The following is a 20,493-nucleotide window of genomic DNA, read 5'->3' as shown; positions in this document are numbered from 1 at the left end:
GCGCGCTCACCACTTTCAGGGAAAACGAAGAGTCGGCGGGACTAATCTGTAGTACGACCATCCATCATCGCCGAGCCAAGTGAGCCATGACCAACAGCGAAGTACGCGTCCGTTTCTGTCCGTCACCCACCGGAACCCCGCACGTGGGTTTGGTGCGCACCGCCCTTTTCAACTGGGCGTTCGCACGACATCACGGTGGAACCTTCGTGTTCCGCATCGAAGACACCGATGCTCAACGGGACAGCGAAGAGTCTTATCAGGCGATCCTCGACGCCCTGCGCTGGCTGGGTCTGACATGGGACGAGGGCCCCGAGGTCGGTGGGCCGCATGCGCCGTACCGCCAGTCCGAGCGTCGTGATCTGCATCTCGACGTCGTCGCAAAGTTGCTTGCGGCGGGCGAGGCTTACGAGTCGTACTCGACCAACGAAGAGGTGGAAGCGCGGCACAAGGCAGCCGGACGCGATCCGAAGCTCGGCTACGACAATTTCGATCGGGACCTCACCGACGAGCAGCGCGCGGCGTACATCGCAGACGGACGTAAGCCGGTAGTTCGCCTTCGGATGCCTGATCACGACCTGACGTGGAACGACCTCGTTCGCGGCGAGACCACGTTCAAGGCCGGAACGGTGCCGGACTTCGCGTTGACGCGCGGCAACGGCATTCCTCTCTACACGCTGGTCAATCCCGTCGACGATGCGTTGATGAAGATCACGCACGTTCTGCGCGGTGAGGACCTCCTCTCGTCCACTCCGAGGCAGTTGGCTCTGTACGAGGCGATGATCCGGATCGGTGTTGCGGATTTCACGCCGTCCTTCGGTCACCTTCCCTTCGTGATGGGTCAGGGCAACAAGAAGCTCTCCAAGCGTGACCCCGAGTCCAACCTGTTCATTCACCGTGACCGCGGGTTCATCCCCGAGGGACTGTTGAACTACTTGGCTCTGCTCGGATGGAGTATCGCGGACGACCACGACGTGTTCTCGCTCGACGAGATGGTTGCGGCGTTCGACATCTCCAAGGTCAATTCCAATCCGGCACGGTTCGACCAGAAGAAGGCCGACGCGATCAACGCCGAGCACATTCGCTTGCTCGAGCCGGCTGACTTCGCGGCCCGTCTGAAGTCGTTCCTGGTCGAGCACGGCCACATCAGTGCCGACGTGGACGAAGCGACGTTCACTGTTGCTGCCGACCTCGTGCAGACCCGCATCGTCGTTCTGTCCGACGCGTGGGATCTGCTGAAGTTCCTGTTCGTCGACGAGGCGTCGTTTGCTCTCGATCCTGCTGCTGCGGCCAAGAACCTGAAGGAAGATGCGGGTCCGGTACTGGACGCGTCTCTTGCTGCACTCGACGCCGTCTCGGAGTGGACGGCGGCAAGTATCGAGGAAGCCCTCAAGAAGGCGCTCATCGAGGATCTGGAGCTCAAGCCGCGTAAGGCCTTCGCTCCGGTCCGGGTGGCGATTACGGGCTCTCACATCAGCCCTCCGCTGTACGAGTCGATGGAATTGCTCGGTCGCGACGTCTCTCTTGCCCGGTTGCGTGCCGGTAGGGCAGCAGTAAGCGCCTAAATAGGATTGTCTCCGGCCGGAAATGAAGTAAAAACGTCCCGTGACCATACGATTTGGTATTTGGGGCGGGGGTACTGGTAATCTTCTTTTCGGCCGGAGACGAGCCGCCAAGCATTACAGCGAAGCGGAGCGAGCAAGGCCAAGCAAGACCTTTGGGGTATGGTGTAATTGGCAACACAGCGGTTTCTGGTACCGCCATTCTAGGTTCGAGTCCTGGTACCCCAGCGAAAATCCGGTCGATTTTGCAGCCGGACTCAGACAAGCTAAGCTTGCTGAGCTTCCAGAGAACAGCCCGAAAGGGAAGTTCTTGAAGTGCGAAAAAATAGAACATGCTTAAAGCGTGTCCTGGCCCCGTCGTCTAGCGGCCTAGGACGCCGCCCTCTCAAGGCGGTAGCGCGGGTTCGAATCCCGTCGGGGCTACAAAAGAAAGACCCTTCGATCATCTGATCGGAGGGTCTTTCTTGTTATGCGCTCAATCAGTGAACAGTGGCGCCACAAAACAATCACCCCAGTCGAAATCGACTGGGGTGATTGTCATCTCATCTTCGGGATGGCCGCGTGCCTATCCGCTCTTGCGACGGAATTCGCGTTTGTGATCAGCGGAACCATGCGTGCTGTGGACCTTCGACTGACCGTCGCGATGATCGGCTGCAGTGGCGTTGCTGTGGTTCTTGCGCTCGAGTGCTTCGCGGAACTTGCGCTTGTTGGCCTCCGCCGGTGTTTCCGATTCAGACGTCGTTTCGGATTCCGGATTGGTACTGTCCTGCTCGCTCATCTGTGTGCTCCTTGGATTTTGGGCCTGTGGTCAAGCTACGCCTTCAGGAGCGGGAGCTGTAGACCCGGACAACGGCATCGCCGGCATTCCGAGTTTGCGGTGGTCCCAGGACCGTGTGCGCTCGGGGATGAAGCGTACCGCGACGCGTTTGTGGAGCATGGCGTCGACTGCTGGTCGTAGATCGTCGGAGTAAGGCCCGGTGTACCGCTCCCAGACGCTGATGCCGACCGCGAACAAGGCGTCGGGGTCGTCGACTATTTCTCCGACGCCCTCCATCGAGACGCCGCGGAGAGTGTCGTACGTGAGACCGTCCTCGATCAAGACCGACATCCGCCGGTCGCGTCGTAGGTTCACGGCTTTCTGGGATTTGGCCTTGGTCTCGAACCAGATCTCGCCGTCCACGATCGCAAACCACATCGCGATGAGGTGCGGCATGCCGTCGCCGCTCAGCGTGGCCATCGTTGCAGTACGGCTCTTTTCGACGAAGTCCGAGATTTCGGACTCCGTCATCGTGATCTGGCTGCGTTGTTTTCCGGTCATGACGGCAGTGATCTCCTCGGCTGCGGGTACTCCTGAAGTTCTTACTGTGGCACGGATTACATGATTACGTGTCCGATTACAGGCGCTTGTGCAGCGCTTCTGCCGCCGCGAGAAGGTCGGCTGCCCACCGTGCGCCGGGGCGCCTACCCATCCGGTCGATCGGTCCGGATACCGAAATCGCCGCCACGACAGTGCCGGAGCTGTCCCGTACCGGCGCCGCCACACTGGCAACTCCTGGCTCGCGCTCGGCCGCACTCTGGGCCCAGCCCCGCCGGCGAACTTCGAGAAGGACGCGCTCTCCGAAGGTCGCGTCGGCCAGAACCGCGCGCTGAGTCTGCGGATCTGCCCATGCGAGAAGGACCTTGGCACCCGAGCCGGCATTCATCGGCAGGCGCGCGCCGACCAGGACGGTGTCACGCAAGCCGGTCGGCGGTTCCATCGATGCGACGCAGACGCGTGCCGTACCTTCGCGTCGGTACAGCTGCACGCTCTCTCCGGTGATCTCACGCAAGCGGGGGAGGATGAGCCCCGCCGCGGCGATCAGAGGATCATTGGCAGTGGCAGCCAATTCGGCGAGGCCGGGGCCGGGACACCACAGGCCGTCGGAGTCGCGGGCGAGAAGTCGATGGACCTCGAGGCCGACGGCAAGACGGTGTGCGGTGGCCCTTGGCAGGCCTGTGCGCGCACAGAGTTCGGAGAGGCTGCACGGTTCCTCGGCTACTGCATGAAGCACGCCCATTGCTTTGTCCAGCACGCCGATGCCGCTATGCTGTCTCATAGGTCGATACCAAGTTCTCGCATAGTGGGATAGTAGCGCATGATCTTCGACAGGTCAGCAGCATCCACTTTTCGAGAATTTGATGCGCAGCATGAGAACTGTTGGGCTGTCGGACTTACATTTCACGCGCGGCGGGCCAGCCCGTAGTTCGTCGACGCGAGGCTACGTACAGAGGTGGAAGACATGGCACAGAAAGCACGCACTCTCGCCGAGAAGGTGTGGGACGACCACGTTGTAGTGAAAGGCGAGGGACAGAATCCCGACCTTATCTACATCGATCTCCACCTCGTCCACGAAGTGACAAGCCCGCAGGCATTCGACGGATTGCGGTTGGCCGGACGGAAGTTGCGCCGTCCCGATCTGACGATCGCCACCGAGGATCACAACGTCCCGACGATCGACATCGACAAGCCGATCGCCGATCCTGTCTCCAAGACACAGGTCGACACTCTGCGCCGAAATTGTGAAGAGTTCGGAGTTCGCTTGCACCGCATGGGCGATCTGGATCAGGGCATCGTGCATGTGGTCGGCCCACAGCTCGGACTGACTCAGCCGGGAACCACCGTCGTGTGCGGCGATTCGCACACCTCGACCCACGGCGCTTTCGGCGCTCTCGCAATGGGAATCGGCACCAGCGAGGTCGAGCATGTGATGGCAACGCAGACATTGTCGTTGCGCCCCTTCAAGACGATGGCGATCACCGTCGACGGTGAATTGCCGCCTGGCGTCACGAGTAAGGATCTGATTCTTGCTGTCATCGCCAAGATCGGCACCGGCGGTGGCCAAGGATATGTCCTCGAGTACCGCGGCGAGGCGATCCGGAAACTGTCGATGGAAGCGCGTATGACCATCTGCAACATGTCGATCGAGGCCGGTGCCCGTGCCGGCATGATCGCCCCGGACGAGATCACGTACGAGTTCATCAAGGGACGTCCGCACGCGCCGACCGGCGCGGACTGGGATGCAGCAGTGGCTGCTTGGGAACTGCTGAAGACCGACGACGGAGCGGAATTCGACAACGAAGTCCACATCGACGCCAGTGCTCTGACGCCTTTTGTCACGTGGGGAACCAACCCGGGACAGGGTGCGCCGCTCGGTGACCGTGTTCCGAATCCGGAAGAAATCGTCGAAGAGAACGAACGTCAGGCAGCCGAGAAGGCGCTCACCTACATGGGACTCGACGCCGGAATGCCGCTGCGTGAGGTCTCGGTCGACACCGTGTTCGTCGGTTCCTGCACCAACGGTCGAATCGAAGATCTGCGTGAGGTCGCCGGCGTTCTCGAGGGTCGCCATGTCGCAGAAGGTGTTCGGATGCTGATCGTTCCCGGTTCGATGCGGGTGCGCGCGCAGGCCGAAAGTGAAGGCCTTGGCGACATCTTTGTTGCCGCAGGAGCAGAGTGGCGCCAGGCCGGCTGCTCGATGTGCCTGGGTATGAACCCGGATCAGTTGGCGCCGGGCGAGCGTTCGGCTTCGACGTCGAACCGGAATTTCGAAGGCCGTCAAGGCAAAGGCGGGCGGACACATCTGGTTTCTCCGCTCGTCGCTGCCGCCACCGCCGTCCGTGGAACGTTGTCGGCACCGTCCGATCTGGTCTGACGTACCTAACACTCGAGGAGAATTTTGATGGAATCCTTTAGCACGCACAAGGGAATCGGCGTACCGCTGCGGCGCTCGAACGTCGACACCGACCAGATCATCCCGGCTGTTTATCTGAAACGCGTGACGCGCACCGGGTTCGAGGACGGATTGTTCGCCGGCTGGCGCACCGATCCGAACTTCATCCTCAACCACGCGCCGTACGACAAGGGCAGCGTCCTTGTTGCCGGTCCGGATTTCGGAACAGGCTCGTCGCGAGAGCATGCCGTTTGGGCGCTATCCGACTTCGGTTTTCGCGTTGTGATCGCGTCGCGCTTCGCAGATATCTTCCGCGGCAACGCCGGAAAAGCGGGCCTGCTGGCCGCACAGGTGGAGCAGAGCGACGTCGAACTGCTGTGGAAGTTGCTCGAAGAACAGCCCGGACTGGAATTGACCGTCGACCTCGAGAACCGGACAGTGAGTGCCGGAACAACGGTGGTGCCCTTCAGTATTGACGACTACACGAGGTGGCGTCTGCTCGAGGGTCTCGACGACATCGGACTGACATTGCGCCAGGTAGAGGCGATTTCCGAGTTCGAAAAGTCAAGGCCGTCATGGAAACCGACTACCCTCCCGGCCCAAATTTCCCAGGGCTGAACGGAAATCGGGGATAGCGGGCAAGAAGAGAAATAGGTCACGATTTCGGGGCTACGTTGATTGAGAATTGGCGTGGCACATAGACTCTTGCCGTTATCAGGTTTACCGTAGTTCTCAGTCGGTCCTACGGTGGACCATTATTTGCGGAGGAATTTCAATGAACAAGGCAGAGCTCATCGATGTTCTGACTGAGAAGCTGGGTTCGGACAGGCGCACAGCAACCGATGCAGTGGAGCACGTCGTGGACACCATCGTCCGCGCCGTCCACCGTGGCGAGAGCGTGACCATCACCGGCTTCGGTGTCTTCGAGCAGCGTCGTCGTGCGGCACGTGTCGCACGTAACCCGCGTACGGGCGAGACCGTCAAGGTCAAGCCGACGTCGGTTCCGGCTTTCCGTCCGGGCGCACAGTTCAAGGCGGTTATCGCTGGCGGCCAGAAGCTTCCGGCCAGCGGCCCGGCAGTCAAGCGCGGCGTAGCAGCACCGGCCACCAAGGCAGCAGCCAAGAAGGCAGCAGCCAAGAAGGCAGCAGCCAAGAAGACGGCAGCCAAGAAGGCTCCGGCCAAGACCGCAGCCAAGAAGACGGTTGCCGCTAAGGCTCCGGCGAAGAAGGCTCCGGCCAAGACCGCAGCCAAGAAGACGGTTGCCGCCAAGGCTCCCGCCAAGAAGGCTCCGGCCAAGACCGCAGCCAAGAAGACGGTTGCCGCTAAGGCTCCCGCCAAGAAGGCTCCGGCCAAGACCGCAGCCAAGAAGACGGTTGCCGCCAAGGCTCCCGCCAAGAAGGCTCCGGCCGCCAAGAAGGCTCCGGCCAAGAAGGCTCCGGCCAAGCGCGCTTCCAAGTAGTCGCGCTCGGGCGAAAAGCCTGACGCTGGAAAGCAAGCAGTAAAAGCAAGAGGCGCGGCCCGCGATGACGATCGCGGGCCGCGCCTCTTGCGTTGTTTTCAGTACCCTTTTCTAATTGGCGACTTTCGGGAGCGGGCTGTCGAGATGATCAGCCGCGATCAGTCGGTCGCCTACGAGCGAGAGAACCCAGGTGCTGCCCTTGCGGTTGCGCGCTGAGGGCAGTGTTAAACCCGCTGATTCGCTCCACCAGGCCATCAGATCCGGAATGACGCCTCCTTGGCTGCAGATGACCGGTGTGCCGCCTGCAGAGGCAATCTCGAGTACCCGCGCACGGGCAGCTTCTGGATCTTCCGCGTATCCTTCTTCGCTCAGAAGTGGTTCGATCCCGATCTCCACTCCGAGAGCCTCGGCGAGCGGCATCACAGTTTCGATGCAGCGAGTTCGGTCGGCGGAATAGACGGTGTCCGCGCCGAAAATGCGTAACTGCGACGCCAAGGCCGCGGCCTGTTCCTTGCCTTTGGCTTCGAGGGGGCGAAGTGTGTCGTCGCCCTTGTACCGCTTGCGACTTCCCGCTTTTGCGTGACGGACCAGCAGCACGGTTCGGGTATCGGGTGGTGCGGAGACAAAGCGGCGCAGGATCATCCGATCCATCGGATACGAGAGATGGTCAGGGACTTCGTCGATCGGAAGCCAGTGCAGAACGTCCACTTCGCTGTTCGGACCAAAATCTCCGTCGACGGCTTCTGCGGCCCAATACTCGACGCGCTTGAGTTTGCGGTGCCCAGGAACCGGATAGGTGACACCACCGAGGTGACGTCCGAAGCGGCCGGTGATCGACGTTTCTTCCTGCACTTCACGAACAGCGGCCGTCAGGAAAGTTTCACCCGGGTCGAGTTTGCCTTTGGGAAAAGACCAGTCGTCGTATTTAGGGCGATGAACAACGGCGATTTCGACGGCCTCCGGATTATCGGGAGCCTTTCGCCATAACACTGCGCCGGCGGCAAAGATATTCGCTTTGACAGGTTTGTCAGCCATGGCAGCGACCGTCAGGATCCGCTGGATGTGCGACTGCGCATCAACGCATGTTGATGCTCGCGTACATCTTCGCCGTGTTCGGGGGAGGCGACCCAACTTCCGTCGGGATGGAGTACCCAGCAACGGGTGCGTGGGTCGAGCGCGGAATCGAAGATGTCGCCCAACTGCTTCGCCAACTTGGGATCCGTAACCTGAACCATCACCTCCACTCGGCGATCGAGGTTGCGGTGCATCATGTCTGCGCTGCCGATCCAGAATTCGTCGGCGGCCCGGAAATGGAACATGCGTGAGTGCTCGAGGAATCGTCCGAGAATGGAACGTACTTCGATGTTGTCGCTCAGTCCCGGTACACCCGGCTTGAGCGCGCAGATTCCGCGAACCACGATCTCCACGGGCACGCCGGCCTTGGATGCCCGGTACAGTGCGTCGATAACCTGTTCGTCGACAAGTGCATTCGCCTTCATGCGGATGGCAGCGTCACGCCCGGCCAGCTTGTGCTCGATCTCGGCTTCGATACGTTCGACGATTCCGCGGCGCACGCCGTACGGCGCGACCAGAAGGTTGCGGTAGTTGGTCTTACGGGAGTAGCCGGTCAGCGAATTGAAGAGGTCCGTGAGGTCGGCGCCGACCTCCGGTGCGGCTGTGAACAATCCGACGTCCTCGTACAACCGCGCAGTCTTGGGGTTGTAGTTGCCGGTACCGATGTGGCAGTACCTCCGGATGGTCGAGCCTTCACGCCGAACCACGAGGCATGTCTTGCAATGAGTCTTGAGTCCGACCAGGCCGTAGACGACGTGCACGCCGGCCTGTTCGAGTTTGCGAGCCCACTTGATGTTGGCCTGCTCGTCGAAGCGAGCCTTGATCTCGACGAGAGCGACAACTTGCTTGCCGGCTTCAGCGGCGTCGATGAGCGCGTTGACGATCGGTGAATCACCGGACGTTCGGTAGAGGGTTTGCTTGATCGCGAGAACCTGCGGGTCGGCGGCCGCCTGCTCGATGAATCGCTGAACACTGGTGGAGAACGAGTCGTACGGGTGATGGACGAGTACGTCGCCATCACGAAGAGTGGAGAACACGCTCTTGGGTGTTTCGCGTTCACCGAACGCCGGGTGCGTCGCCGGAACGAAAGGTGCGTCCTTGAGGGCCGGGCGGTCGACGGCGTAAACCTGCCAGAGGCAGGACAAGTCGAGCAGACCGGAAACCTCGATCACGTCGGCGGGGTCGACGTCGAGTTCACGAAGCAACAAGTCGAGCATGTGTTCGGTCATGTCGTCGGCAACTTCGAGACGGACCGGTGATCCGAAACGGCGACGGGCAAGTTCGCGCTCCAGCGCCTGCAGGAGGTCCTCGTCGCGATCCTCCTCGACCTCGAAGTCGGCGTTGCGTGTGATCCGGAAGGCGTGGTGCTCCACGATTTCCATTCCGGGGAACAGAACATCGAGGTGCGCCGAGATCAGCTCTTCCAACGGGATGAACGAGTCGATCGACGAAGTGGTGCTCTTGACGCGAACGAAGCGGCCGACGTTGTCGGGAACCTTCACTCGGGCGAAGTGCTCGCCGCCGGTCAGGGAATCCTTCACCGTCACTGCGAGGTTGAGACTCAGCCCGCTGATGTACGGGAAGGGGTGCGCGTGGTCGACGGCGAGTGGAGTCAGAACGGGGAACACCTGTTCGGTGAAATGCACCGAGAGGCGTTCGTGATCGTCGTCGCTGAGGTCGGACCAGCGAACGATCGAGATTCCTTCTGCCGCTAGGGCAGGGCGAACGGAATCGAGAAAGACGTGTGCGTGCTTGTCGGCAAGTTCCTGTGTCCGCTGCGCGATGAGAGCCAACTGTTCGCGCGGCGAGAGTCCGTCGGCAGAGCGGACGGACAGACCGGTTTCGTCGCGGCGCTTGAGACCGGCAACACGAACCATGAAGAACTCGTCGAGGTTGGACGCGAAGATAGCGAGGAACTTTGCGCGTTCGAGGAGGGGGAGTGACTCGTCGGCTGCCAACGCGAGAACGCGGGCGTTGAAGTCGAGCCAACTGAGTTCACGGTTGAGGTAGCGGTCTTCGGGTAAGCCACCGAGAAGGACTGCGGGAATTGCCTTCGTGGCTGCCGGCGGCGCACTCGGTATGTGCGTCGGCGATCCACTGACCGGTGGTCGCGCCGAAGGCTGCGGTGTCGAAGGCTGCTGCCCGTCACCGGTTTTTGCGGTGTTGGTGTCGCCAAGTTCTGGCGGTGTGGTCTCTACGTTGTTTGCGGACTTGCGGTGCTCGAGTGCTTCGCCGTTGCTCACCTGTCGATCATCCCCCACAATTGCGCGCTTCGACAATTGATGATCGAAAAAGGTCAATGCGTTTTGGACGTGGCGCGATGGAAGCGTGTCAACGACGCGAGTGTTGCCGGTCCGACGCCGAGTGCGCGGGCGGTGTCGAGATCTGTTGCGGTGTCGACGTCGGTGCGAAGGCCCGGCCACTCTCCGGTGAGACGCCTGGCGCCGGAATCCGTGTGGCCACGCGCGGATTCGGGGCCGAATCGTGGATCGAGCGGCAGATCGGGATCACACGAGAACAGGGCCGCGGTCCCGGTTCCGTGGTGATCGACGACGATGGAACGGCCACCGGCGCGGGCGGCGTCGAGGGCTTCGAGCAGTTCGTCTGGTTGGAGCGACGGAAGATCCGCTTGGATGACAACAAGATCCACAGTGCCATGTTCGGTGCGGATGTGCGTGGCCGCTGCGTCGAGGGCAGAGTTGAGTGAATTCTCGGTGGACCTACTCGAATCTGGATCGGCGTACACGTTTACTCCCGCGGCGTACGCGAGTGCGGCGACTGTCGGATCCGGAGTCACGACAGTGACGCCGTCGATGGCAGGTACACCCGTAACCGTGGTGAGAGTGTCGTGAAGCATCGCGAGAACAAGATCGGCACGGGCGTCGACGTCGAGTTCGGCGGCCAGCCTGGACTTCGCGGATCGGAGGTCCTTCACCGCGACAATGGCATGCATCGGGCGCGGACGTTCCGATCTGGTTGCGCTCGGCCTCGCACTGGTCATCCTTCGATCTTGCCAGTCGGTTGCCGACATGTCTGTCTCTGCCTGTCTCACCGGGGCGTCTGGCGACTCCAGTTCGGTCCGGGCGATAGTCTGTGCAGGCGATTTCATTGCCGGGTCGCAACACAACCGGCGTCTTGGCGAACGTCACGAGGGGTAGACGAGGTGACTGTGTGAGTAAGGCAGCAGTATTGGGTGCAGGCTCATGGGGAACGGCGCTGGCGAAGGTCATGGCCGAGGCCGGCACCGAGGTGACGATGTGGGCTCGCCGGAAGGAAGTCGCCGACAGGATCAACGCGACGCACGAGAACAGTGACTACCTACCCGGTATCGCGCTGCCCGAGTCGATTCGTGCGACGGATCGTCACGAGGAAGCGATGGAGGGAGCAGACTTCGTCGTTCTGGCGGTCCCGTCGCAGTCGCTGCGGGGGAACCTCGAGCAGTGGAAGGATTCGATAGGTCCGAATGCCACCCTGTTGAGTCTGGCCAAGGGCATCGAAACCGGCACCTTGATGCGGATGAGCCAGGTGATCGTGTCGGTTACCGGCGTCGAACCCGGCCGTGTCGCCGTGCTGTCCGGACCGAATCTCGCGCGTGAGATCGCGAGCCGTCAACCGGCGGCGACGGTCATCGCCTGCACCGATTCTTCCCGTGCCTTGGCACTTCAAGATGCTTGTGCCACAGGATATTTCAGGCCGTACACCAACTCCGACGTGATCGGTTGTGAAATCGGCGGCGCGTGCAAGAACGTGATCGCGTTGGCATGCGGCATGGCGGCAGGCAGCGGTTTCGGCGACAACACTGTTGCCAGCATCATCACGCGCGGACTGGCCGAGACGATCCGACTGGGCGTCGCGCTCGGCGGCCAGGCATCCACGTTTTCGGGGTTGGCGGGCGTCGGCGATCTCGTTGCGACGTGCACGTCGGAGCTGTCACGAAACCGGACGTTCGGTGAGCACCTCGGCCGCGGCGGCTCCATGGAATCGGCGCAGCAGGCCACCAACGGTCAGGTAGCCGAGGGCGTGAAATCGTGCACGTCCGTGCGCGCACTCGCTGCCGGATACGACGTCGAAATGCCGTTGACCGATGCCGTCCACCGCGTCTGCCACGAGGGGATAGCGGTCAGCGAGGCGATCGGCCAACTGCTCGGCCGGCGGACCAAGCCGGAATGACGTCAGCAGACGGCTACGGCGATTCCACCCGGTGCGTGAGCAGCGTCGGGAGTGCGCACAGCCCTGGTCAACCCATGCAGTTGGGTCCGGTATTTGCTGCGCCGTACCAGCTTTCGGAGGACGAGGGGAGCGAGAGCGACACGTATGCCCGGGCATCGAATCCGGGGTGGCGTGGCCTCGAGGCGGCGCTCGGCATCCTTGAAGGTGCAGATCACGTCGTTGTCACAGGGTCAGGAATGTCGGCCGTCACGGTGACGTTGCGCAGCCTGCTTCAGGCCGGCGATACCGTCGTCGTTCCGTCGGACGGCTATTACCAGGTGCGTCGTTACGCGGAGGAAGCCCTGGCTCTACTGGGCATCGGCGTTCGCGAGGTGTCGACGACGGGCATGGGTGATGCGAGTTTCCCGGAGTTGCTGTCTGGGTTGCCGGGACGCATTGTCGTGGTCGCGGAGACGCCGTCCAATCCGATGCTCGACGTTGTCGATCTTCGGGCGTTGGCCGTGGTGTGCCACCGCGTCGGAGCAATCCTTGTGGTGGACAACACGACCCCGACTCCGCTCGGTCAACGTCCCCTCGAACTGGGAGCGGACGTCGTGGTGGCCAGCGGAACAAAAGCGCTGAGCGGGCACAGCGATCTGTTGATGGGTTACATCGCCACGGCCGACGCGGACATAGCCGCGAAGGTCGAGCGCGAGCGTCTGCTGTCCGGGACGGTGCTCGGTCCATTCGAAACATGGCTGGCGCATCGCAGTCTCGGAACGGCCGGCCTGCGATTCGGCCGACACTGTGACAATGCTCAGGCGCTCGCCGACATGTTGTCCGGCCATCCGGCTGTCATGTCCGTCCGTTACCCGGGGCTGCACACCGATCCGTCGTACGCCGTTGCGTCGGAGCAGATGCACAGGTTCGGTGGTCTGGTGAGCATCGAATTGGAATCCGCGGCGGCTTTCCATTCCTTTGTCTCGGCAAGTGAACTTGTTACTTCTGCGACCAGTTTCGGTGGCATCCACACCACAGCTGATCGGCGAGCTCGGTGGGGAGATCAGGTCAGCGAAGGGTTTGTCCGGATCTCGTGCGGCATCGAGGACACCGAAGATTTGTTGACGGATATACAGCGCGCCCTCGGTGGACTGACGTCCGGTCGGTAAATTATCCACTGGCCCGAGCGCGTGCCGAAGTCGATTCGACGGTACGGTTTGACGCGTGAATAACAGCCGCACCCGGGTAGCCGTGATCTTCGGTGGCCGGAGCAATGAACATTCCGTGTCGTGCGTATCCGCCGGGAGCGTCCTCGCGCACCTCGATCCGGAACGCTACGACGTCGTGCCGATCGGCATCACCGCCGACGGGGCCTGGGTTCTCGGTTCCACCGATCCGGAATCGCTGGCCATCAACGGTCGCGAGTTGCCCACAGTCGACAAGGACGGGACGGCGCTGACACTGACTGCTGACCCGACGCGTTCCGGTGCGCTGCTGGCGCTCGACGGAACCGACGTGGGTTCTGTCCTGGCAACTGTCGACGTCGTATTTCCCGTCCTGCATGGTGCTTACGGCGAGGACGGCACCATCCAGGGTCTCCTGGAAATGGCCGGAATTCCCTACGTCGGTCCCGGTGTGCTGGCTAGCGCCGCCGGTATGGACAAGGAATTCACCAAGAAACTGCTTGCCGCCGAGGGGTTGCCGGTCGGTAGGCAGGTGGTCCTGCGCCCGGGAACGGCGACACTGACCGACGAGCAGAAGGATCAGTTGGGGCTTCCGGTTTTCGTGAAGCCGGCTCGCGGTGGGTCGTCGATCGGCATCACGCGAGTCACCGGGTGGGACGGCCTCGAAGGTGCGATCACTCATGCTCGCCTGCACGATCCGAAGGTGATCATCGAGGGCGCGATTATCGGGCGGGAAGTCGAGTGCGGTGTGCTCGAATTCCCCAGTGGCGACGTCAAGGCGAGTGTGGTCGCAGAGATCCGGATGCCCGCCGACGACGGTGACTCGGACGCGTTCTACGACTTCGACACCAAGTATCTCGACGACGTCTGCGAATTCGACGTCCCCGCACATGTGGACGCGGCTGTCAGCGATCAGATTCGCGAGTTGGCCGTGCGCGCGTTCACCGCACTCGATTGCCAGGGGCTCTCACGCGTGGACTTCTTTGTCACCGAGGACGGGCCGGTGATCAACGAGATCAACACGATGCCAGGATTCACGTCCATCTCGATGTATCCGAAGATGTGGAAAGCAACCGGAATCGATTACGGCACTTTGCTTTCGACGTTGGTCGACACTGCGCTCGCCCGCGGGACCGGATTGCGCTGACGGACGTGTTGCGCTGACGGACAGGGGCCGGGATTACCGGCCCCTCGTGTCACATCAGGGAACCGGGATCGGCGCCGGGTCGAGTGGCTGCTGCGGGATTGTTGCAGAGATGGTGTCCGAGATTTCCTGAATCGGAGTGGGGCCGGTGCCGTCGGGAACGGTGATTCCGATGTATTCGCCGCGGTCGACGGCAAACCAGGTGCTGGCCGCCAGGCCGATGTCGGTACCCGAGATCTGGAACCACTGGACGCCGTTGACTACCTGAAGTGCCGCGGCCTGATCGAATTCGGCGGGGCGGTCGAGTCCGCAGCGCAGGACGATCGGTTCACCCTCGCTGCGCTGCCACGCAGCGGCGCCGGCGGGTGCGGGTTCGACAAGTTCGGCCTTGGTGAAGTCGCCGATGTCCTCGGGGAGAGCATCAAGCAGCGAAACGCACGTCTCGGACTCCGCGTTGGGTGCCGGAACCGGGCCGAGTGCCACCGGTTCGAGCGTCGGGTTCTTTCCGGCGACCACGGCGGCGATCACCAACCCGACGATCAGGGCCACTGGCAGTGCGATGGCGGTGGCAATCAATGCCGGGCTACGACGCTCGACCTCGTCGAGGTCGTTATCGCCCTGGTCGTTCGTCTCGGGGGACGTGTTCTCAGACATGCTCAGTTCTTCGTTCGGTTCCGGGTTCGGTTGTTGCTGGGGAGCTCGCGTGCGCATCGGTAGAATTGCCACTGCTTTGACGGTACCGCAGGACGCTTTTGGTCCGATCTGCGCTGAGAAAAAAGGGAGTGCTCATCTCGTCATCAGGATCGACCTCGAACGAACAGGCATCTTCATCGCCCCGCACGGTTGCGCAGGTGGGGGAGTTCGACGTGATTGCCCGCTCCCTTGTCGGTCGAATTCAACCGCTGACGACGGAGTTGGGTCCCGGCGACGACGCGGCGATCGTGACCGCACCCGACGGCCGGGTTGTCATTTCCTCGGACATGCTGGTCGAGGGAAGGCATTTTCGGCTGGACTGGTCGCCGCCGCGCGACGTGGGACGTAAAGCGGTGGCACAGAATGCTGCTGACATCGTGTCGATGGGTGCGCGGCCGAGCGCCTTCACCGTGTCATTGGGCTGCCCACCGTCGACTCCGATCGACGTCATGGACGAAATCTCCGCCGGAATCTGGGATGCCGCAACGGATCTGGGTGCGGGCATTGTCGGCGGGGATCTGGTGCAGTCGCAGGACATCGTTGTCTCCGTGACGGTACTCGGAGATTTGGGTGGACGGCGGGCAGTCACGCGGGCCGGCGCCCAGGTGGGTGACCGTGTTGCCGTCGCCGGATTGTTCGGTTGTTCGGCAGCAGGTTTGGCGCTGCTGCTGGCAGGCGATCGATCGTTCCCGGATCTTCTCGCCCTCCATCGTGTTCCGGTCCCGCCGTACGAGTCCGCATGGGCAGCGGCCGATACTGCTCACTCCATGACCGACATCTCGGACGGGGTTGTCGCTGATCTTCGCCACCTCGCGTCGGCGTCAGGAGTCCAGGTCCGCATCGATTCGGGTGCTGTACCGACGTCGGCCGACGTACCGAAAGCTGCGGCCGCTCTGAAACTCGATCCGCTGGAATGGATTCTCTCCGGTGGCGAAGATCACGGATTTGCCGCGACCTTTGCAGCCGGTGAAGACCTGCCGTCGGGGTGGACGGTCATTGGGGAGGTCGTTGCCGGCGCCGGAGTTGTTGTGGACGGAGAACTGCGTGAATCCGGCGGCGGCTGGCACAGCTTTTCGGCCACGGGCACCACCGCGGTATAGGTTCTCCTCATGGCTGTTTATGCACTAGGAGACAAGGTTCCGGATATTCATCCGGACGCGTATGTACACCCGGACGCCGTGGTGATCGGCAACGTGAGCCTCGCTGCGGGAACGTCGATCTGGCCGCAGGCCGTACTGCGTGGTGACTACGGAACCATCTCGGTGGGAGTTGGATCGAACATTCAGGACGGCACCGTGATTCATTGCACGGTTACCGAGCCCACGATTATCGGCGCGGGATGTGTTGTGGGACACAATGCTCACATCGAGGGGTCCACGATCGAGGACGGGTGCTTGATCGCATCCGGGTCGATCGTGCTCAACGGTTCGGTGATCGGGGCGGGGGCGATAGTCGGAGCCGGCGCCGTGATCGCGCGCGGATTCGTAGTGCCACCGCGCAGCATGGCTTTGGGGGTGCCCGCCAAGATTCGCGAAGGCTACGAAGTTCCGCTCGGTCATCTCGAAGCGAATGTCGCGAACTACTCTGCCAATGCCGCGCACTACCGTGACGCTCTGCGCAGGCTCGACTGATGGATGCCCACATCGAATCCGGCTGGGCCACAGCGCTGGAACCGGTTTCGGAGCAGATCGCTCTGATGCAGAAGTTCCTCGACAACGAGACCGCAGCAGGGCGCGAGTTTTTGCCCGCGCGCGAGAATGTGCTGCGCGCGTTCACGAATCCGTTCGAGGACGTCAAAGTGCTTATCGTCGGACAGGATCCGTATCCGACCCCCGGTCATGCGGTGGGTCTGAGCTTTTCGGTTGCCCCTGATGTTCGACCCGTTCCCCGCAGTCTGGTCAACATCTACAAGGAATATCACCAAGATCTCGGTTTGCCGATTCCCGATGATGGTGACCTGACACCGTGGTCGAATCAAGGTGTGTTGCTGCTCAACCGGGTATTGACCGTAGCGCCAGGGGCAGCGGCGTCACATCGGAAAAAGGGTTGGGAGCCTGTGACCGAACAGGCAATTCGCGCTCTGGTGGCTCGATCTGCCCCGATGGTTGCCATTCTGTGGGGTCGCGACGCCGCGACGCTGACCCCGCTACTAGGGGATACGCCCATCATCGAATCTGCGCACCCGTCACCACTTTCGGCGTCGCGTGGGTTCTTCGGTTCACGTCCGTTCAGCCGGGCAAATCAACTTCTGACGGACATGGGGGCCACGCCGGTCGACTGGGATCTGGGATCAACCGCGAGCGTGACCGAACCACTCTGGTGAGGAGCAGTTCGGTCACGCGAGCCGAATCAAGCCTGCTTGGCAGCTACAAAATCGGGGCGACGCTTCTCGACAAATGCGTCGACGCCCTCTCGGCCGATCGGGCTGTTGGCGGCAACCGTGATCGACGCTGCTTCGGCATCGAGTTGTTCGGAGAGCGTGTTGGTTCGTGACGAGCGCAACAGTGCCTTGATGCCGGCGTACGACGAACTCGGTCCGTGTGCAAGCGTGCGGGCGAGCCGGGCTGCCTCTTCCTGAACCTCGTCGTCACCGACGAGGCGGGTGAGGATACCGAGACGAACGGCTTCGTCGCCGCCGAGAATCGAATCGCTCAGGAGGATTTCGCGAGCCCGTCCGGCGCCGACGATGCGGGGGAGTGACCAGGACATCCCGCCGTCCGGTGTATATCCGATGGAGGGGTACGCGGGGCGAAGCTTGGTGCTGGTGCCGCCGATGGCGATGTCGGCAAGGCAGACCAGGCTCATTCCGGCGCCCGCTGCCCAACCGTGAATTCCCGCGACCACGGGAACCGATGCCGCATCCAGAGCACGCACGAAGTTGTGGAGATTCTGGGCAACTCCGGCGACGTACTCGCCGCGATTCGGCGCTGACGAGAAGGCCCGGACATTACCGCCCGCGCAGAAGTTGGCGCCTTCGCCGACCAGGAGAATGCTGCCGATGTCGTCGCCGACTGATTCCAGGGCTGCTGCACCCTGAACCATCCCTTCGTCGTCGAGCGAGGTGCCGTTGGCGGCGGTGGAAATGGTGATGCGGAGTACGCCCTCGTCGAGCGTTACTTTGCTGAGGTCATCGATGGAAGTCACCTCACGCACATTACGGGTCAGGTGTCCGGGTCGTCACACGAGGGACCCTGGCACAGGCAGAACAAAAGGCACGACAAAAACAGCTCTGCCCCCGACACCGAAGTGTCGGGGGCAGAGCTTGCAATTGTTGTGCTCGGGCAATCAGCCCCGAGCGACCTTGCCTGCCTTCAGGCAGGAGGTGCACACGTTGACCTTACGGGTGTTACCCGGGGCAACCTCGGTACGAACAGACTGAATGTTCGGGTTCCAGCGACGATTGGTACGCCGGTGCGAGTGCGAGACCGACTTACCGAAGCCGGGCCCCTTGGCGCATACGTCGCAGACGGCAGCCATAGTCGCGAACTCCTTGTTAGAAATGAATATTGAAGTGGTCACCCTACACAGTAGGACGGCCAGAATGACAATTCGAATATACGCTGTGGATCTTGCGATACCGAATCGGTCTCCGACCGCTTACGGTGCAGTCGAGCGTGACAACACAGAACACTGTTGTAGACGATGCACCGGAGTGCACTGTTTGCAGCAATATTTGGTGTAGCCCGTTCGAGGCAACCGTGTAACAGTAACTGTTGACCGGTGGATTGACCAAACCGGCCTGCAAACCGGTGATTACGGAGTGTGCCCGACTACCCTCGACAGCATTCGTTTCCGTCCCCGAGGAGGGGACGTTTCCGCAGAGGGGAATTGCCAGTGGGGGACGCGCACCACCAGAGAACGGACGGGACGGCCGACGGTCTCCTGCTGCGCCGGTGGGCGCGACGCTCGGTCGATTGCCTCGAGGAGCGGCGCGGAGAGATCAACAGCCTCAACGTCTTTCCTATCCCGGATTCCGACACCGGCACAAATCTGCTGTTCACGATGCGTGCCGCGCTCGATTCGGCCGAGGCGCTCGGCGGCGACGTCACCAGTGCTACCCGCATCGCCAATGCGCTGGCGCGGGGCGCCGTGGCAGGGGCCCGCGGCAATTCCGGCGTCATCCTGTCCCAGGTGATTCGTGGGATTGCAGAGACACTGCGCGGTGAGCGGATCAACGGACTCGATCTTGCGGAAGCGCTGCAGACAGGTACCGAGCTTGCGTCGCGCGCGGTGACGGACTTGGTCGAGGGCACCATCGTGACCGTTCTCCGAGCGTCCGGTGAAGCGGCGGCGCAGTGCGTCGGCGTTGACCTCCAGTCTGTTGCGCTCGCCGCGGCAGATGCGGCCGCGAGCGCCCTGGTCAAGACACCGCAGCAACTCGACGTGCTGGCCTCGGCAGGCGTCGTGGATGCGGGCGGACTGGGCTTGCTGGTGATTTTGGACGCTCTGGTCGAGTCGGTGTCCGGGCACTCACCGGATCGGGTGGAACTGGGTGCCGGACGAAGCCGCGGTCTCATTGCAGAGGTCAGCAGACGCGACCATGACTGGGACCGGAAATCGGGTCCGCTCGAATGTGGCGACGATTCGGCGCAGGACTTCGAGGTGATGTACCTCGTCGACGAGTCGGATGAGGATCTGATGGCGGCGCTCCGCACCCGGTTGGCGGTGCTCGGAGACTCGATAGTGATCGTCAGTGACGGATTCGGTGGCTGGTCGGTTCACGTGCATTGCTGTGATGCGGGCGCCGCAGTCGAGGCCGGCCTCGAAGCCGGCCGCGTGCACGGGATTCGGATCAGCAGTTTCCTCGTCGACCAACGTGATCAGTTGGTCGCCCGTCAGGAGATGCAGTTTCAGGGCCACGATGCGCGTGGTGTACTCGCCGTTGTGGCCGGGGACGGCGCCGCGGCACTGTTCGAGAGTGAAGGTGCCTCGGTACTGCGGTGCGACGAAGCGCCGGTGACCCGCGCACAGTTGCTCGGCCATATCCGCACCATGGATCGCACCGAGGTGCTGGTGCTGCCGAACGGCGCGCTGAGCGCTCAGGAATTGGTTGCGGTCAGTGCCGCGGCCCGGGACCCCCTGCATCAGGTGCTGCTGCTCTCGACATCCTCGATGGTTCAGGGGTTGGCAGCACTCGCGGTCCACGACGGAAGTCGCAACGTCGCCGACGACGGGTTCACCATGTCCGAGTCGGCCGCGGCAACTCGGTGGGGGTCTCTGCGGATCGCGGTGGAAAGGTCGCTGACGTTTGTCGGAACCTGCGACCCGGGCGACGCCATCGGATTGATGGGCCACGAGGTGGTGGTCATCGGACCGGACGTCGAGGCGTCGGCAGCGCGGTTGATCGATCTTGCGCTGGGATCTGGTGGCGAATTGGTCACACTTCTCATGGGCGCCGACGCCGCCGACGGCTTGGCCGAGCGGATGGAAGCACATGTCATCAGCACCTACCCAGGCGTCGACGTGCTGATCTATCAGGGCGGTCAGCCGGGGGATCTGTTTCAGCTGGGCGTGGAGTGAT

Annotated in this window: 20 protein-coding genes and 2 tRNA genes; 13 read left to right on the top strand and 9 right to left on the bottom strand. The window is 62.3% G+C overall.

Annotation, left to right across the window (positions count from 1 at the left end; all coding sequences use genetic code 11):
* Positions 1 to 86: 86 nt before the first annotated feature.
* The 3 genes from gltX to EEB13_RS19645 all read left to right on the top strand — a co-directional run bounded on the left by gltX (position 87) and on the right by EEB13_RS19645 (position 1,982).
* Positions 87 to 1,562, top strand: a complete 1,476-nt coding sequence (gene gltX, locus EEB13_RS19655; protein ID WP_033236583.1) for a glutamate--tRNA ligase — start codon at positions 87 to 89, stop codon at positions 1,560 to 1,562.
* A 153-nt stretch (positions 1,563 to 1,715) separates the two neighbouring features.
* A tRNA-Gln gene (locus tag EEB13_RS19650) sits at positions 1,716 to 1,787 on the top strand.
* 122 nt (positions 1,788 to 1,909) lie between these two features.
* Positions 1,910 to 1,982: transfer RNA gene (locus EEB13_RS19645), tRNA-Glu, on the top strand.
* 142 nt (positions 1,983 to 2,124) lie between these two features.
* On the opposite strand, the gene EEB13_RS19640 is transcribed toward EEB13_RS19645, so the two are convergent.
* The 3 genes from EEB13_RS19640 to EEB13_RS19630 form a co-directional block, all read right to left on the bottom strand.
* On the bottom strand, positions 2,125 to 2,337 hold the full coding sequence (locus EEB13_RS19640) for a DUF5302 domain-containing protein (RefSeq protein ID WP_033236582.1): 213 nt from the start codon (positions 2,335 to 2,337) through the stop codon (positions 2,125 to 2,127).
* 30 nt (positions 2,338 to 2,367) lie between these two features.
* Positions 2,368 to 2,877: a pyridoxamine 5'-phosphate oxidase family protein gene (locus EEB13_RS19635; protein ID WP_045067166.1), complete on the bottom strand. Its 510-nt coding sequence runs from the start codon at positions 2,875 to 2,877 to the stop codon at positions 2,368 to 2,370.
* 76 nt (positions 2,878 to 2,953) lie between these two features.
* Positions 2,954 to 3,655, bottom strand: a complete 702-nt coding sequence (locus EEB13_RS19630) for an IclR family transcriptional regulator (RefSeq protein ID WP_033236580.1) — start codon at positions 3,653 to 3,655, stop codon at positions 2,954 to 2,956.
* 183 nt (positions 3,656 to 3,838) lie between these two features.
* On the opposite strand from EEB13_RS19630, the gene leuC reads away from it, so the two are divergent.
* From leuC to EEB13_RS19615, 3 genes are all read left to right on the top strand, one after another.
* On the top strand, positions 3,839 to 5,251 hold the full coding sequence (gene leuC, locus EEB13_RS19625; protein ID WP_033236579.1) for a 3-isopropylmalate dehydratase large subunit: 1,413 nt from the start codon (positions 3,839 to 3,841) through the stop codon (positions 5,249 to 5,251).
* A 27-nt stretch (positions 5,252 to 5,278) separates the two neighbouring features.
* Positions 5,279 to 5,887 carry a 3-isopropylmalate dehydratase small subunit gene (gene leuD / locus EEB13_RS19620; RefSeq protein ID WP_033236578.1) on the top strand — a complete coding sequence of 203 codons (609 nt, stop codon included), beginning with the start codon at positions 5,279 to 5,281 and terminating at the stop codon, positions 5,885 to 5,887.
* A gap of 157 nt (positions 5,888 to 6,044) precedes the next feature.
* Positions 6,045 to 6,728: an HU family DNA-binding protein gene (locus EEB13_RS19615; protein ID WP_033236577.1), complete on the top strand. Its 684-nt coding sequence runs from the start codon at positions 6,045 to 6,047 to the stop codon at positions 6,726 to 6,728.
* A gap of 111 nt (positions 6,729 to 6,839) precedes the next feature.
* Here EEB13_RS19615 and EEB13_RS19610 read toward each other — a convergent pair whose 3' ends face one another.
* From EEB13_RS19610 to cofC, 3 genes are all read right to left on the bottom strand, one after another.
* Positions 6,840 to 7,763 (bottom strand): NUDIX hydrolase, encoded by a 924-nt coding sequence (locus EEB13_RS19610; RefSeq protein WP_095885953.1) that lies wholly within the window; start codon positions 7,761 to 7,763, stop codon positions 6,840 to 6,842.
* A gap of 11 nt (positions 7,764 to 7,774) precedes the next feature.
* On the bottom strand, positions 7,775 to 9,883 hold the full coding sequence (locus EEB13_RS19605; RefSeq protein WP_230590374.1) for an RNA degradosome polyphosphate kinase: 2,109 nt from the start codon (positions 9,881 to 9,883) through the stop codon (positions 7,775 to 7,777).
* Positions 9,884 to 10,098: 215 nt separating this feature from the next.
* Entirely contained in the window at positions 10,099 to 10,803 is a 705-nt protein-coding gene (gene cofC, locus EEB13_RS19600; RefSeq protein WP_033236612.1) for a 2-phospho-L-lactate guanylyltransferase, read from the bottom strand.
* A 170-nt stretch (positions 10,804 to 10,973) separates the two neighbouring features.
* On the opposite strand from cofC, the gene EEB13_RS19595 reads away from it, so the two are divergent.
* Genes EEB13_RS19595 through EEB13_RS19585 form a run of 3 tightly spaced genes read left to right on the top strand, consistent with a single transcriptional unit; the run spans position 10,974 to position 14,282 of the window.
* Complete coding sequence (locus EEB13_RS19595) at positions 10,974 to 11,972, top strand: NAD(P)H-dependent glycerol-3-phosphate dehydrogenase (protein WP_033236574.1); 999 nt, start codon at positions 10,974 to 10,976, stop codon at positions 11,970 to 11,972.
* The gene (locus tag EEB13_RS19590) at positions 11,969 to 13,120 is read left to right on the top strand and encodes a cystathionine gamma-lyase (protein ID WP_033236573.1); all 1,152 of its coding nucleotides are present in this window, start codon (positions 11,969 to 11,971) and stop codon (positions 13,118 to 13,120) included. The genes EEB13_RS19595 and EEB13_RS19590 overlap by 4 nt, the downstream gene beginning before the upstream one ends.
* A gap of 55 nt (positions 13,121 to 13,175) precedes the next feature.
* The gene (locus tag EEB13_RS19585) at positions 13,176 to 14,282 is read left to right on the top strand and encodes a D-alanine--D-alanine ligase family protein (protein ID WP_141486082.1); all 1,107 of its coding nucleotides are present in this window, start codon (positions 13,176 to 13,178) and stop codon (positions 14,280 to 14,282) included.
* Between the two features lie 54 nt (positions 14,283 to 14,336).
* Here the strand turns inward: EEB13_RS19585 and EEB13_RS19580 are convergent, their stop codons facing one another.
* Entirely contained in the window at positions 14,337 to 14,933 is a 597-nt protein-coding gene (locus EEB13_RS19580) for a DUF3515 domain-containing protein (protein ID WP_033236611.1), read from the bottom strand.
* Between the two features lie 128 nt (positions 14,934 to 15,061).
* On the opposite strand from EEB13_RS19580, the gene EEB13_RS19575 reads away from it, so the two are divergent.
* Genes EEB13_RS19575 through EEB13_RS19565 form a run of 3 tightly spaced genes read left to right on the top strand, consistent with a single transcriptional unit; the run spans position 15,062 to position 17,295 of the window.
* Complete coding sequence (locus EEB13_RS19575) at positions 15,062 to 16,072, top strand: thiamine-phosphate kinase (protein WP_371851311.1); 1,011 nt, start codon at positions 15,062 to 15,064, stop codon at positions 16,070 to 16,072.
* A 9-nt stretch (positions 16,073 to 16,081) separates the two neighbouring features.
* Complete coding sequence (locus tag EEB13_RS19570; protein WP_141486081.1) at positions 16,082 to 16,603, top strand: gamma carbonic anhydrase family protein; 522 nt, start codon at positions 16,082 to 16,084, stop codon at positions 16,601 to 16,603.
* Positions 16,603 to 17,295: a uracil-DNA glycosylase gene (locus EEB13_RS19565; RefSeq protein ID WP_141486080.1), complete on the top strand. Its 693-nt coding sequence runs from the start codon at positions 16,603 to 16,605 to the stop codon at positions 17,293 to 17,295. Before EEB13_RS19570 ends, EEB13_RS19565 begins: the two co-directional genes overlap by 1 nt.
* A gap of 26 nt (positions 17,296 to 17,321) precedes the next feature.
* Here the strand turns inward: EEB13_RS19565 and EEB13_RS19560 are convergent, their stop codons facing one another.
* On the bottom strand, positions 17,322 to 18,116 hold the full coding sequence (locus tag EEB13_RS19560; RefSeq protein WP_092808543.1) for an enoyl-CoA hydratase-related protein: 795 nt from the start codon (positions 18,114 to 18,116) through the stop codon (positions 17,322 to 17,324).
* 141 nt (positions 18,117 to 18,257) lie between these two features.
* Entirely contained in the window at positions 18,258 to 18,449 is a 192-nt protein-coding gene (rpmB, locus tag EEB13_RS19555; protein ID WP_003942669.1) for a 50S ribosomal protein L28, read from the bottom strand.
* A gap of 357 nt (positions 18,450 to 18,806) precedes the next feature.
* Here rpmB and EEB13_RS19550 point away from each other — a divergent pair, with 357 nt between their 5' ends.
* Positions 18,807 to 20,492: a DAK2 domain-containing protein gene (locus tag EEB13_RS19550; protein WP_258957212.1), complete on the top strand. Its 1,686-nt coding sequence runs from the start codon at positions 18,807 to 18,809 to the stop codon at positions 20,490 to 20,492.
* Position 20,493: the final 1 nt, after the last annotated feature.

This window comes from Rhodococcus sp. WS3, from assembly GCF_003797085.1.
Lineage (GTDB): Bacteria > Actinomycetota > Actinomycetes > Mycobacteriales > Mycobacteriaceae > Rhodococcus_F > Rhodococcus_F globerula.
Note: the sequence above shows the minus strand (reverse complement) of the source record. Positions and strands in the feature narration are given on the sequence as shown.

Bases quoted from the DNA above. Each gene is read 5' to 3' on its own strand.
- gltX (WP_033236583.1), top strand. From the start codon at position 87: ATGACCAACAGCGAAGTACGCGTCCGTTTCTGTCCGTCACCCACCGGA.
- EEB13_RS19640 (WP_033236582.1), bottom strand. From the start codon at position 2,337: ATGAGCGAGCAGGACAGTACCAATCCGGAATCCGAAACGACGTCTGAA.
- EEB13_RS19635 (WP_045067166.1), bottom strand. From the start codon at position 2,877: ATGACCGGAAAACAACGCAGCCAGATCACGATGACGGAGTCCGAAATC.
- EEB13_RS19630 (WP_033236580.1), bottom strand. From the start codon at position 3,655: ATGAGACAGCATAGCGGCATCGGCGTGCTGGACAAAGCAATGGGCGTG.
- leuC (WP_033236579.1), top strand. From the start codon at position 3,839: ATGGCACAGAAAGCACGCACTCTCGCCGAGAAGGTGTGGGACGACCAC.
- leuD (WP_033236578.1), top strand. From the start codon at position 5,279: ATGGAATCCTTTAGCACGCACAAGGGAATCGGCGTACCGCTGCGGCGC.
- EEB13_RS19615 (WP_033236577.1), top strand. From the start codon at position 6,045: ATGAACAAGGCAGAGCTCATCGATGTTCTGACTGAGAAGCTGGGTTCG.
- EEB13_RS19610 (WP_095885953.1), bottom strand. From the start codon at position 7,763: ATGGCTGACAAACCTGTCAAAGCGAATATCTTTGCCGCCGGCGCAGTG.
- cofC (WP_033236612.1), bottom strand. From the start codon at position 10,803: ATGACCAGTGCGAGGCCGAGCGCAACCAGATCGGAACGTCCGCGCCCG.
- EEB13_RS19590 (WP_033236573.1), top strand. From the start codon at position 11,969: ATGACGTCAGCAGACGGCTACGGCGATTCCACCCGGTGCGTGAGCAGC.
- EEB13_RS19580 (WP_033236611.1), bottom strand. From the start codon at position 14,933: ATGTCTGAGAACACGTCCCCCGAGACGAACGACCAGGGCGATAACGAC.
- EEB13_RS19570 (WP_141486081.1), top strand. From the start codon at position 16,082: ATGGCTGTTTATGCACTAGGAGACAAGGTTCCGGATATTCATCCGGAC.
- EEB13_RS19565 (WP_141486080.1), top strand. From the start codon at position 16,603: ATGGATGCCCACATCGAATCCGGCTGGGCCACAGCGCTGGAACCGGTT.
- rpmB (WP_003942669.1), bottom strand. From the start codon at position 18,449: ATGGCTGCCGTCTGCGACGTATGCGCCAAGGGGCCCGGCTTCGGTAAG.